This window comes from Desulfomicrobium orale DSM 12838 (genome assembly GCF_001553625.1).
GTDB lineage: Bacteria > Desulfobacterota > Desulfovibrionia > Desulfovibrionales > Desulfomicrobiaceae > Desulfomicrobium > Desulfomicrobium orale.
This window is the reverse complement of record NZ_CP014230.1, coordinates 1,140,018-1,153,203: the sequence shown is the minus strand read 5'-3', so window position 1 is coordinate 1,153,203 and position 13,186 is coordinate 1,140,018. Positions and strand designations below refer to the sequence as shown.

Sequence of the window (13,186 nt, the reverse complement as noted above, 5' to 3'; positions counted from 1 at the left end):
GCTACAGCTCCTCCTTCTGGCGGGCGACCGCGAGAAGGACTTTCTGGTGTTCCTGGAGAAGAACGGGGTACAGGGCCGTTATCTCCGGCACGTCTTCATTCATGGCCAGAATTTCCATATCCCGCGCAAGACGGGAAAGGGTCGTGGCTCCCACATTGTGGCTGGAAGACTTGAGAGTGTGGGCATGCTCGCGGATTTGCCGCCAGTTACTCTGCCCCATGGCCTTTTCGATGGCCTGCATGAGCTCCTGAGCCGAAGATGTATAGGCGTCGAAGAGCGTGTGCAGCAGGTCGGAGGAGCCCATGCTTTGCATTTTCCTAAGCGAGGCCAGGGTCTGCGGATCCAGCGCGTCTTCCTGAGTCCCGGCCGGGATGCCGCCTGAAAGCACGGCCGACGGAAGATCCATTGCCTGCGCCCGGTCAGGCAGCCATTCGGCCAGGCATTTTCCCAGAGCCTCCAGAGTAAAGGGCTTCGGCAGATAGGCATCCATTCCGCTCTGGAAGCAGCGCTTCCTGTCCTTGTCCAGAGCATGGGCGGTCATGGCCACGATGGGGATGCGCCGCCCGTTTCCGGCGAGGCGTTCCTGTTCCCGGATCCGGGCACTGGCTGTGTAGCCGTCCATGACGGGCATCTGGCAATCCATGAAAATGATGTCGAAACGGTTGTTCTGAAGCAGATTCAGGGCATCCAGACCGTTGTCGGCAATGGTGGGCTCCAGGCCGAACAGCTCCAGAGCGGCGCGGGCCACGCTCTGGTTGACCTTGTTGTCCTCCACCAGCAGGGCACGGGCGCTGTAGGTTGCCCCCAACGCCACGATCTCGGAAGCGGCTTCCTCGCCGGTCCTGACCCCGGCCGCATCCTGAAGTATCTGCTGGACGCCGGACTGGCGGATGGGTTTGGCGATGGCCTTGTCCGCCATGAGCAGCAGATTGTCGGCGGCGGCCGACAGATCAGAGGAGATGAGAACCATGTTATGGCAGTCGGTCTGACGCTGCCGCAGCTGGGAAAGGATTACTTCGGCCTCGGCATGGGAAGAGCCCTCGACGAATATGATCCGCTTGCCTCCATCGTGGGCGGGCGGGCAATCCTGAGGGCAGTCGTAGTGGACGGCGACAAGGGAATACCGGCCGAGCATGTTATCCAGCGCCACTCGGGACAGAGGTGTCAGCCCGCAGGTGTGGATGGAAATTCCCGCATAGGACGGAGGGTTCTCCTCGCCGCCGCGCTCGGGATGAATGAAGGGGATGCGGACAATGAACTCCGAGCCATGCCCCTCGGTGCTGTGGACGGAAATGCTTCCTTCCAGCAGGCCGAGCAGCTGGTGTACGATGGTCAGACCCAGACCCGTGCCGCCGTGGGTGCGGGTCATGGTCTCGTCGGCCTGGGTGAAGGGCGAAAATATCTTGTCCAGTGCCGCGGCCGGAATGCCGATACCCGTATCCCGGACGGAAATCAGCAGCCAGCCCTGGGTGCCTTCCTCTTCTTCCAGGGAGACATTGAGGACAATGCTGCCCGAGGCCGTAAACTTGAGAGCGTTGCCGATGAGGTTGACCAGAATCTGACGGAGCCGGTCCGGGTCGGACTGGATCAGGGCCGGGACCTCCGGACTTGTGATGCAGACCAGTTCCAGCGCCTTGGCCCGGGCTTGGGGCGCGAAGGCGGTAATGCAGTTGTCCAGCAGCTGGTGCAGGTTGAACGTACTGATATGCAGGGAAAACTTACCCGCCTCCAGTTTGGAGAAATCAAGCAGATCGTTGATGATGACCATCATGTCCGCACCCGACTGGCGCAGGGCCTGCAAAAGCTGACGCTGGCGGTCCGACAGGGGGGAGTGATCCAGAATTTCGGCCACGCCGAGGACGCCGTTCATGGGTGTGCGGATTTCGTGGCTGATGTTCGCCAGAAACTGCATTTTGGCCTGGTTGGCGGCTTCGGCCCTGTCCCTTGCCAGGCGCAGCTCCCCCACCGTCCGTTGCAGGATCTGGTTGGCTTCCGAAAGCTCCCGCGTACGGCTGCGGACATTCTCTTCCAGCCGTTCGCGGTGGGAGCGCAGCTCATTGTCCTGGCCCTGAATCCGGCCCAGCATTTCATTGAAGCCCTGAGCCAGCTGGCCCAGCTCGTCCTTCGAGGCGGTCCGGGCGCGGATGGAATAATCCCCGGTGACGGCCACATGCTCCATGGTGCCTTGCAGCTCCAGCACGGGCATGGTGATGAAACGCTGGGAAAACAGGGAAAAAATGTAGGCGAGCAGTATGCTGGCCAGCAGAACGCAGACGCTCATGCCCAGATAAATGGTCAGCTGGCGCATGAGTGTGGGCTGAGTCATGACCAGACGCACATAACCCGCCCGGCTCCGCTCCTGAAAGATGGGATGCAGAACCGTCAGCATGGCTCCCTGCCAGCGTATGACGGGGCTGTGCGGGGAGTCTACGTCCATGTCCAAGTGGGGGGGATGGTCAAATCCCGGCCCTGCTGGTTGCTGACCTGCGTAAAGAGCTTGCCGTACTGATCATACAGGGCCGCGTGAATAATGGACGATTCCCTGCTTATGACCGAGAGCAGCGTTTCCCTGGCGGCGTCATCGTCGCGGAAAGCCAGACTGGCCATACTGTTCAGACCCACGATGCGGGAGATGCTCCGGGATTCGTTTTCGGCGCTGGAACGGAACATGACCAGCTCATATCCGACATACACCGCCGAAGCGAAGATGAGGGCCATGAAACTGGCCAGGGTCATGAGCAGAATGGATTTGGTGCGCAGGGAAACGCTGTCGATATACCTTGTCAGCGGTCCGGGCTTCTTCTGCCCTTGTGCATTCGGGCCCGGCGTATCGGGCCGGAAGCCGGACGGATTTTTCAAAGATGTCATTCCCGTATCTCCGAGGCCAGACGCAGCAGCTTGGAGCTGATGGTCAGCTCCGTCGCATAGCGCAGGCTGATGGCAAAGCGGATCTTGCCGCCGATGGTCAGCAGCCGGATGGTGCCGCCCCTGTCCAGAGTCTTGTCCCAGTCGCTGACCACCAGACTTGCAGCGCTGAATTCTTCCCAGATGTTTTCCGGTATGGCCGGGGCGTATTCCTTTGGGATGAACACCGCGTCGGCCCCGAGAAGGTCCTGGGGGCGGTGGACGTCCATGATATCGAAAAAACGCTGGTGAACACTTTTTTCGGGTGCCTGCTCCAGAGCCTGGGCAATGGCCGGGCTTCTGAAGGTGCGGATGACCAGAGGCGATGCCGGGGCTTCCGGCCAGGCGACAAACTTGATGAAATTGAAAAAGTAGGCCGCCTGCACCTGGGGCAGGTCCCCGTCGGAGGCATGAGCCCGAGAGATACCGGATATCAGGCACAGAAACAGGTGAACGGCGAGGAAAACTCGTGCCAGCGATAACATGTCAGAAATCCACCCGCAGCTTGAGATAGCCGCTTCTGTCCACGCCCGCAGCATCGCCGAAAATAAGCCCGGTGGACGTTTCCCTGTGCCGGGGAGTGGCCAGATTCTTCCCGGTCAGGGATATTTCGATGTTCTCCGTTGGCCGCCATCCCAGCCGGGCGTCAAAAGTGGCGTAGTCAGGGATATCCAGGCCAGGCAGTTCGCTGACATACCGGACCATGATGTCGGCCTCAATGTTGTGCGGCAGATCCATGGACGAGCGGAAAAAGAGCTGGTGCCGAGGACTGATCCGCCCATAGGACGATGCGAAGGCGTCGATGCCCTCACCACGGAAGCGGCAGCTGTCCTCGAAATAGGCATACCATCCGCGCAGCCGCCACCAACTGCGCGGCGTCCAGGAGGCACTGATTTCCAGACCGTGGGTGGTCCCATACATATCGTTTCCGGCCGTGGAATCCAGTTGCAGATGCGGCGCGGGAGACGCGGGAGGCAGCCGCAGATAAGCGCCGTCCGGATCGAAGGATTCGCTGAACAGGTTGTCTCCCCAGGTGGCGAAGAGAGCGGTATCCACAAAAAAGCGGGTCGACGGAGTGAAACGGTGCCCCAGTTCACAGATCAGAATTTTTTCGGAGCCCACGTCCCTGTTGCCCCTGACAGTTCTGCGCAGCGGCAGGCCCATCGGAGTGTTCTGGATATCCACATGGTAAGAGGCGTCCTGCTCCGCCAGGGACGGGATGCGTACGGAACGGGACGCGGCGGTCCAGAAAGCGTGATTTTCAGTGGCGTGCCACAGAAGGCGGGCGGAGGGGAGAATTTCCAGGCCCGTCTGGCGGTTGTGTTCGAACTTGCTGCCCAGAGTGAACACCCAGCGGCCTTCGTCGAAAGTGATTTCATCCTGAACAAAGGCACTGAGCAGGATTTCCGTCCTCCGCTTCCGGTCAAACTCCATGGCGCGGAGACCGGTTTCCGTGTGGGCTCCAATGCGCCTGATACCCGCTCCCCACTGGGCCGTGTGTCCGGGCAGAAGCGGAAATTGGTGCTGGAAATCCAGATCGGCCATGTTCACCGTCAGGTCGTAGAGGTCGGATGTCTCAAGGGAGAAACGACTCAAAAATGCCTGTATGGAAATAGAGGAATCTGCTCCCAGGGTGCGACTGTAGCGCCCACGCATATTCAGGTCGGCAATGTCGCTTGAGGCCTTGTGCTCGAACACCATGCTCTCAGCGATGTCCGGATAGAGAAACAGATTTTTGGTCCACCCCAGAGTGAGGTCTCCCAGAAAGGTCAGGCTGGAATCCCGATCGGGACTGAGATCAGTGCGAAATCCGGCGCGCAGGTTGTGCTGTTCGTCATGAGTTTTCTCTCCGTCCATGTCGTGCAAACCATCGAGATTCCGGTATTTGGCGAAAATCCTCCAGGTGTTTTCCGGCGAGAAGGCGTCTCCGTAGCGCAGGGTGGCCGTACCCTCCTCCACATTGCCGTACAACGCGCTGGCCATGAAACCCTGGGTTTCGGCGGCGGATTTGGTGATGATGTTCACGATGCCGTTGACTGCGTTGCTGCCCCAGACGCTGGAGCCCGGCCCGCGGATGACCTCGATGCGGTCCACGTCCTCCAGAACAAGATCGAAGGCGTCCCAGAACACGCCGCTGAAGACGGGAGAATAGACGCTGCGGCCATCCACCATGACCAGCAGTTTATTGTCGAAAGTGGGGTTGAACGCCCGGCCGCGGGCGGACACGGACCAGATATGCGTGCTGTGCTGCCCGACCATGAAACCGGGAACCAGACGCAGAGCTTCGGGGATGCTGGTCGCGCCGGTGCGGCGCAGATCGTCCTCGGTGATGATATGCACGGCGGCGGCCGTTTCCTGCAATACCTGAACGCGCTTGGACATGGACGTGACGGTCAGGCCCATCAGATCTTCCAGGCACATTTCCATGTACTGTCCGGCCCTTGTTTCAAGGGGAGCGCAGCACACGAGGCACGCAAGAAAGAAAAACCCCAGAAAGCTCTGAATCGGCGCCAGCCGTCGGGGGGTAAAAAATTCTCGGGAAACAGACATCTTCAGAAATCCATCCGCAGTTTGAGATAGCAGCTTCTGTCCACGCCCATGCCATCGCCGAAAACAAGGCCCGAAGCCGTCTCTTTATGCCGGGGCGTGAGCAGGTTTTTTCCGACCAGGGATATTTCCATGTTCTCCACGGGCTTCCATCCCAGCCGCGCATCGAGAGTGGCATGGTCCGGTACTTCCAGACCGGGTTGTTCGCTGACATAACGGAACATGATGTCGGCCTCGGTGTTGTGCGGCAGGTCCATGGACGACCGGAAGAAGAACTGGTGCCGGGGACTGATCCGGCCGTAGATGGATTCAAATATATTGATGCCTTCGCTCCGGAAACGGTAGCTGTCCTCGAAATAAGCATACCACCCGCGCAACCGCCACCAGGAAGCGGCCTCCCAGGTGGCGCTGAGTTCCAGGCCGTGGGTGATGCCCCGCACGTCGTTCCCGGCTTTTCCGTCTATCTGGATGTGGGGTTCTGGCGATATGCGCGGCGAAGCGGAAGACAGGTCAAGACGCTGGCTGAACAGGTTGTCCGCGCGGGTGGCGAAAAGGGCCGTGTCCAGAAAAAACAAGGGCGAGAGGGTAAAGCGATGCCCCAGCTCCCAGATCAGCACCCGCTCAGCGGAGGCATCCGGGTCGCCTGTCAGGGAAATACGCACGGGGAGCAGGCCATCAGGCTCCTGAATCTCCAGATGATAATACACATCCTGCTCCGCTATGGACGGAATACGCGCGGAACGGGACATGGCGGTCCAGAAGGCATGGCGCTCGGAGGCCCGCCAAAGCAGGCGGGTGCTGGGCAGAATCTCCAGACCCGTCTGTTCGTTATGCTCGAATTTGCTGCCCAGGGTCAGCAGCCAGCGGCCGTCCGCAAAGGAAATTTCATCCTGAACAAAGGCACTGGCCAAGGTGTCGGCCCGGCGCTTCCGGGCGAAGGAGATGGTCTGGGGGTCGGTCCGCATGCGGGTCCTGACATGGCGGAGAGCCACCCCCCACTGGGCCGTATGCCCGGCCAGAGGTGAAAACTGGTGCTGAAAATCCAGATCGGCGGTATCCTCGGTGATGTCGTAGACATCGGCGGTGTCGATATGGAAGTGGCTCAGAAATCCCTGAAGCGATACGGACGCCGCTCCGCCGAGGCTTCTGCTCCAGGAGGCCTGCAACGCCACATCTTCCATGTCGCTTGGAACGCTATATTCGGCCATGCTGGCCACGCTCAGATCCGGGCGAAGTATCGTGTCTCTGGTGCGGCTCACGGCCGCATCCCCCTGAAGTGCGAAGCGGGATCGGCCGTCGGGCTCGCTGTCCGTCCGGAATCCGGCATAGTTGCTTTCCAGGGCCCCGCGAAATTTCCGGCCGTCCATATCGTGCAGGTCATCCACTCTGCGGTGCTTGGCGAAAACGCGCCAAGCGCTTTTCGGCGAGAACGATCCTCCGTAGCGAAGACTGGCCGTGCCCTGCTCGGTACTGCCGTACAACGCGCTGACCATGCCGCCCTGGGTTTCGGCGGCGGATTTGGTGATAATGTTGACAATGCCGTTAACCGCGTTGCTGCCCCAGATGCTGGAGCCCGGCCCACGGATGACCTCGATGCGGTCGATATCCTCCGGCATGAATTCAATGGAGTCCCAGAACACTCCTCCGAAAATGGGGCAATATTTGCTGCGTCCGTCAATGAGAAACAAAAGCTTGTCTTCGAAGGTGGGATTAAGACCCCGGCCTCTGGCGGATACGGACCAAGTATTGGCATCATGCTGGCCGACCATGAACCCGGGAACCATGCGCAAAGCCTCGGGGATGCTGGTCGCGCCGGTGCGGCGCAGATCCTCACCGGTAATGACGTACACGGCGGCGGCCGTCTCCTGCAGAGGCTGGTCGCGCCTGGAGATGGACGTGACCGTCAGATTCATCAGATCTTCCAGAGGCATGGCCATGTAAGAACCAGCCAGAGAGGATCCCGAACCCGAGAGAAACAGCAGGATAGCCGTGATGCAAAGATGACGAACTGTGTCCGTAAGAGTGAGGGTTACTGTTTTTTCCTGCATGATGACTTTGGCGTTGCCCGCATTTCCGCAAGCCGGGCATATTTCTGAAAAGCGTAGAAAAAAGAATTGACGGCCAGTGCGAAACCGGCCCGCCCATCCAGAAATCCCCTGCGAAAAATGTATATTTTCAAAAACCTGGCCAGGCCGTGTCCGAAGGCCGCACCGAGGCCGGAGCATTTTCCGCATCCGTACATTTCTTCTGCCGCGACCTGGGTGTAATAATTCATCTTTTCCACATGCTGGCGCATGTTTTCATACGGATAGTGCATGATGTCTCCGGCCAGACGCATGGTTTTTCCCCTGGGTCTGAAGCCGTAGTGCGGCCCGGAGACGTGCACATCCGTGTCGGCAGGCCTGAAGACCCGCGGCAGCAGATCCGGATACCAGCCGCTGTGCCGCAGAAACCTGTCGAAATAAAAGGACGCGCGCGGACACAAAAACGCGCCGCACTCTCCCGGATCGGCCAGGGCCGCCATGATGCTGGCCCGCAGTTCCGGGGACAGCGCCTCGTCCTGATCCAGAGACACCACCCAGGGCGTGGACACATGCCTAAAGGCGAAGGCGAACTGACGCGCGGGACCTTCCCATCGGTTGACCAGCACCCGCGCGCCGCAGGCTTCGGCGATTTTCACTGTCTCATCGGTGCTGCCGGAGTCCACCACCAGCAGTTCCTGACAGAAATTCAGAGATTTCAGGCAGGCCTCCAGCCGGCCGGCTCCGTTCAGGGTCAGCACCAGCCCTGTGGCGGGCCTTTTCCACTCCTCAGACAAGACCCTTTTCCTCCAGACCGCACAGGATGGCGGCGAAAACCTGTTCCGGCGTCCGGTCCGCGTCCACCACCAGAAACCGCTCCCGGTTGAGGGCGGCCCAGGTCAGATAGCCCTCTCTGACGCGGGTGTGGAATGCCAGACTCTCGGCCTCGAAACGGCCCTCCGTCCGGGCCTTGTTCTCGCGCATGTTCCGGGTCAGAGCACGGCGCAGTCCCTGCTCCGGAGCCAGATCGAGCAGAACGGTGGCGTCGGGCCAGAGCCCCTGCACGGCGGTGTCGTTCAACTGGCGCAGCAGGGAAGGTTCAAGCCCCCGCCCATATCCCTGATACACCACGGTGGAATCGGCAAAGCGGTCGCAGATGACCACACGATCCTGCGCCAGAGCCGGCCGGATCACCGTGCCGACGTGCTGGGCCCGGTCCGCCAGATACAGAAAAAGCTCGCTGACGGGCGAGAGATCGCTGTTCGCCGGATCGAGCAGGATGCGCCGCAGCTCCTTGCCCAGGACGCTGCCGCCGGGCTCCAGAGTCCGCAGCACATCGAATCCCAGACGGGTGAAATGCTCCACGAGCAGCGCACACTGAGTGGACTTGCCGCACCCCTCCATGCCCTCCAAGGTGATGAACATGTCTATTCCTCCGGGTCGGCTATGCCCATGGCCCTGAGCAGGGCGGATTTCGGTCTGGGCGCCGTTTTTTTGGCGGCCGAACGGGCGTCGGAAGCCGTTTCCGTCCGGGGCGTGCGCATGGGTTGATACAGATAACGGCCCAAAGTGCGGTGGTATTCGCTCCAGTGGCTGGCCTCGACGTCTTCCGGATCAGCCGTATTTTCCAAAGCCGTGTTCACAGTATTGATCTTGGCGTCCAGGTTGTCGGCATAGTGCAAGATGAATGCCTCCACAGTCTTCGGCCGGCGGGGAGAACCGAATTCCAGTTCGCCGTGATGGGAAAGGATCAGATGTTTCAGGTGCACGGCCAGCCCCTCGGGAAGATCTTTGGCCGCCCGCAGAAAAGGCTCCAGGGCTTCCAGCCCCATCTGGATGTGCCCGATGAGCCGCCCGGCGTCGGTGTATTCCCGGCTGAAGCCATGGGTCAGTTCAAAGGCCTTGCCCAGATCGTGAAAGAGGGCGGCTGTCAGAAGAATCTCCCTGTCCACGGAAGGATAGAGGGCCGCCAGGGCCGCGCAGACGCGCATGACACCGAGGGTGTGCTCCAGCAGACCGCCGGCATGGGCGTGATGGACGGATTTGGCTCCCGGAGCCGTGAGCAGAGCAGCGCGGATATCCGCGTCGGCCAGGACTTTCGCACACAGGGTGCGCCAGGGTTTGAAGGACAGCTCCCTGTCCAGAAAGGCTTCTATTTCCGCCAGCAGCTCCGCAGGAGGCACGGCCGAGGACGGCAGGAAGTCGGTCAGATCGAGCCCCGCCCCGGCCGGCTCCACAAGAACCAGATCCGTGACGTTCATTTGCAGCTGGTCCTTGAACGACGCAATTTGTCCGGTCACGGCGACAAATTGTTCCGGCTTCAGATTTTCGTATTGCAGGCTCTGCGGAGCCCAGATGCGGGCCTCCATGCCGCCCGTGCGGTCGGTCAGAGTCAGCTGCCAGTAGGGGCCGTTTCGGGCTTCCCGGCGCTGTGCCTGCGACAGAGCGAAGATGTCCGAGATATTCTGCCCCGCAGTCAGGTCGCGGATGAAGGTTTTCTTGTGTGCCATCGAGTTGCTATTCCCATATGGATAAGGTAATGGTCCAAAGGTAGATATTTTTCTGAATTCTCAAAATAATCCGTATAGTTGCAATATATCATAAAAATGCGGACAGGATGTCCACCCGCTCGTGTACAGACTGCTTTCCGGCTTTGGCAAGGGCGTCCCGGCCGGGCAATCTTGACACGCCGGAGACGCCCCGTCAGAAGCCCGAAGGCCGGGGTAACCTTGGCTCTTCCGGCAAAATGTTCCGGACCTCCTGAGTGAGAACCAGAAGAAAAGATGATCCGGCGTCAAGCCACCAGGACGATCCGGCCACTGGAGGAAAATGGATATTCTGCTCACCAACGACGACGGAATCCGGGCGACAGGACTGCGAGCCCTGTACGCGGCCCTGACCGCCGCCGGGCACAGGGTGCATGTGGCCGCCCCCATGACCGAACAGAGCGCCGTGGGTCACGCCGTGACGCTTTTTTCTCCCCTGCGCGTGCGGGAGGTCGAGGAGCGCGGCTTCTCCGGCCTGGGCGTGTCCGGGACCCCCGCCGACTGTGTGAAGCTGGCCCTGAGCCACCTGCTGCCGAAGCTCCCAGACCTGATCGTGTCCGGCATCAACGCGGGGGCCAATGTTGGCGTTGACGTGCTCTATTCGGGTACAGTGTCCGCCGCCACCGAGGGCGCACTGGCCGGGGTTCCAGCCCTGGCCGTGTCCGTGGATGATTTCCATCCAGAAGAACTTTCGGCCCAGGCCGCGTTCACGGCGGAACTGCTGACGCGCCCTTTCTGGAAAAATTTTCCCCGCCAGTGCGTGCTCAACCTCAATTTTCCGGCCGGAAAGCTGGACCGCGCCAAGGGGCTCAAAGTCTGCGCCCAGACCGGCATCACCTACCGGGACTGGTACGACGAGCGCAAGGACCCGCGCGGCAACGCCTATTACTGGCTGTGCGGCGTCATCCCGCCGGAATCCGTGGCCCCGGATTCGGACCGGGGACTGTTGAGCAGGGGCTACATCACCCTGACCCCCCTCACATTCGACCTAACCCACGCCGCGTATCTGGAAGAACTGCGCGGGCAGATGGAAAACAACTGACCATTCAAAAAAGGAGGCCTCCATGCCGCTGACCACACCCCGAGAAATGTTCGCCAGAGCGTATGCCGAAGGCTTCGCCGTGGGCGGATTCAACGTGAACAACATGGAAATCATCCAGGGCATCATGGAGGCGGGCAAGGCCGAAAAGTCTCCCCTGATTCTCCAGGTTTCAGCCGGAGCCAGGCGGTACGCGGGGCAGCCTTACATCATCAAGCTCATGGAAGCCGCTCTGGAGGAGACGGACCTGCCCGTGTGTCTGCATCTGGATCACGGCCAGGATTTCGCCATCTGCAAGGAAGTCATCGACGGCGGATTTTCCTCGGTCATGATCGACGGCTCTCACCTGCCTTTCGAGGAAAACATCGCCCTGACAAAGCAAGTGGCGGACTACGCTCACGACAGGGGCGTCTGGGTCGAGGCTGAACTTGGTCAGCTGGCCGGCGTGGAGGACGACGTGGACGTGGAGCACAGCGTGTACACGGACCCGGATCAGGCTGCGGAGTTCGTACAGCGCTCCGGATGCGACTCTCTGGCCATCGCCATCGGCACCAGCCACGGGGCGTACAAGTTCACAGGCGAGGCGAAGCTCGATTTCGACCGCCTGGAAAAAATCGCCCGGCTCCTGCCCGGCTTTCCCATCGTGTTGCACGGGGCCTCGTCCGTGCCCCAGGAATTCGTGAACATGGCCAACCAGTACGGCGCCCAGATCGGCGGGGCCAAGGGCGTGCCGGAGGAACTGCTGCGCCGGGCCGCGGCTTCGGCCGTGTGCAAGATCAACATCGACACGGACATCCGTCTGGCCATGACCGCCACCATCCGTAAATATCTGACCGAAAATCCGTCCCACTTCGATCCGCGCCAGTATCTGACCCCGGCCCGGACCGCCGTGCGGGACATGGTGGCGCACAAGATCCGCAACGTGCTGGGCTCCAGCAACAAGATCTGATCCGACGCGGGGCTCGTTTCCGGCCCCGTTCTTCCGGCCGGCATCGCGGTACGGCCCCGGCCGGAGGGAAGAAGGGAATTTCTGCCGGAAGAAGCGGCATCCACCAATTCAGGGAGAAAAACATGGCTGTGAACATCGCGCTCAATGGTTTTGGCCGCATCGGACGTTACCTGACCAGAATTCTGGCCGACGATCCGGAGATCCGTCTGGTCCGGGTCAACGCCCGCGGCGACAATACGGCCCTGGCACATCTGCTTAAGTACGACTCCGTGCACGGCGTCTTTTCCGGCGAAGCCGTGCCCAACGAGGAAGGATTTCTGCTGAACGGACGCCAAGTGCTGGTCACCCGCAACGCGCCCGAAGCCTGGGACTGGTCCGGGGCGGACATCGTGGTGGAATCCACGGGCAAGTTCACGGACCGGGAAAGCTGCGCCAGGCATCTGACGGCCGGGGCCAGAAAGGTGATCATCTCCGCTCCCGGCAAGAACGCAGACCTGACCGTGGTCATGGGCGTCAACGACCATCTTTATTCCCCGGCGGAACACAACATCATCTCCAACGCGTCCTGCACCACCAACTGTCTGGCCCCCGTGGCCAAGGCCCTTCACGAAGCCTTCGGCATCAGACACGGCCTCATGACCACCGTCCATTCCTACACCATGAGCCAGCGCATGCTCGACGGCACGCACAAGGATCTGCGCCGGGGCCGGGCCGGAGCCATGAACATCCTGCCCACCACTTCCGGCGCGCCCAGAGCCGTAACCAAGGTGCTTCCGGAACTGGCGGGCAAGCTGGACGGCATGGCCGTGCGCGTACCCACGCCCAACGTGTCGCTGGTGGATCTGGTGGTGGAAGTGGAAAAGCCCACCTCCGCAGCCGAGGTCAACGCCGCCCTGAAAGCCGCGGCCAGCGGCCCCGAAGGCGGGGCCATGGGCTACTGCGACCTGCCCCTGGTTTCCAGCGACTATCTGGGCAGCATCTACGGCGGCGTGGTGGACAGCGAGTGTACGGCGGTCATGGGCGGGACCATGATCAAGGTCATCGTCTGGTACGACAACGAGGCCGGCTTCACGAACCAGCTGCTGCGTCTGATCCGGCTGGTGGCCGCCTCCCTGTAATGCCGCATGGTTTCCGGAGGCGTCCCCGGCGGGGCGCTTCCGGCTGTTGATTTTCCTTCCCG

11 protein-coding genes are annotated in these 13,186 nt (G+C 61.0%); 3 read left to right on the top strand and 8 right to left on the bottom strand.

The features are described from left to right. Position 1 precedes the first annotated feature (1 nt). From AXF15_RS05215 to AXF15_RS05180, 8 genes are all read right to left on the bottom strand, one after another. Entirely contained in the window at positions 2-2,389 is a 2,388-nt protein-coding gene (locus tag AXF15_RS05215) for an ATP-binding protein (protein ID WP_066604284.1), read from the bottom strand. Between the two features lie 38 nt (positions 2,390-2,427). Next, entirely contained in the window at positions 2,428-2,868 is a 441-nt protein-coding gene (locus tag AXF15_RS05210; protein WP_066604282.1) for a CHASE sensor domain-containing protein, read from the bottom strand. Next, positions 2,865-3,389 (bottom strand): YfiR family protein, encoded by a 525-nt coding sequence (locus AXF15_RS05205; RefSeq protein WP_066604280.1) that lies wholly within the window; start codon positions 3,387-3,389, stop codon positions 2,865-2,867. Before AXF15_RS05205 ends, AXF15_RS05210 begins: the two co-directional genes overlap by 4 nt. Before the next feature lies 1 nt (position 3,390). After that, on the bottom strand, positions 3,391-5,331 hold the full coding sequence (locus AXF15_RS05200; RefSeq protein WP_169793601.1) for a TonB-dependent receptor plug domain-containing protein: 1,941 nt from the start codon (positions 5,329-5,331) through the stop codon (positions 3,391-3,393). Positions 5,332-5,456: 125 nt separating this feature from the next. Continuing rightward, positions 5,457-7,499, bottom strand: a complete 2,043-nt coding sequence (locus tag AXF15_RS05195) for a TonB-dependent receptor plug domain-containing protein (RefSeq protein ID WP_066604274.1) — start codon at positions 7,497-7,499, stop codon at positions 5,457-5,459. After that, positions 7,481-8,269 carry a glycosyltransferase family 2 protein gene (locus AXF15_RS05190; protein WP_066604272.1) on the bottom strand — a complete coding sequence of 263 codons (789 nt, stop codon included), beginning with the start codon at positions 8,267-8,269 and terminating at the stop codon, positions 7,481-7,483. Before AXF15_RS05190 ends, AXF15_RS05195 begins: the two co-directional genes overlap by 19 nt. Continuing rightward, positions 8,262-8,897 (bottom strand): dTMP kinase, encoded by a 636-nt coding sequence (gene tmk / locus AXF15_RS05185; RefSeq protein ID WP_066604270.1) that lies wholly within the window; start codon positions 8,895-8,897, stop codon positions 8,262-8,264. The genes AXF15_RS05190 and tmk overlap by 8 nt, the downstream gene beginning before the upstream one ends. 2 nt (positions 8,898-8,899) lie before the next feature. After that, the gene (locus AXF15_RS05180; protein WP_066604267.1) at positions 8,900-9,982 is read right to left on the bottom strand and encodes a 3'-5' exoribonuclease YhaM family protein; all 1,083 of its coding nucleotides are present in this window, start codon (positions 9,980-9,982) and stop codon (positions 8,900-8,902) included. A gap of 319 nt (positions 9,983-10,301) precedes the next feature. Here AXF15_RS05180 and surE point away from each other — a divergent pair, with 319 nt between their 5' ends. From surE to gap, 3 genes are all read left to right on the top strand, one after another. After that, positions 10,302-11,060, top strand: a complete 759-nt coding sequence (gene surE / locus AXF15_RS05175; protein ID WP_066604265.1) for a 5'/3'-nucleotidase SurE — start codon at positions 10,302-10,304, stop codon at positions 11,058-11,060. Positions 11,061-11,082: 22 nt separating this feature from the next. After that, positions 11,083-12,006: a class II fructose-1,6-bisphosphate aldolase gene (gene fba, locus AXF15_RS05170; RefSeq protein ID WP_066604263.1), complete on the top strand. Its 924-nt coding sequence runs from the start codon at positions 11,083-11,085 to the stop codon at positions 12,004-12,006. A 122-nt stretch (positions 12,007-12,128) separates the two neighbouring features. Beyond that, positions 12,129-13,124 carry a type I glyceraldehyde-3-phosphate dehydrogenase gene (gene gap / locus AXF15_RS05165; protein WP_066604260.1) on the top strand — a complete coding sequence of 332 codons (996 nt, stop codon included), beginning with the start codon at positions 12,129-12,131 and terminating at the stop codon, positions 13,122-13,124. Positions 13,125-13,186: the final 62 nt, after the last annotated feature.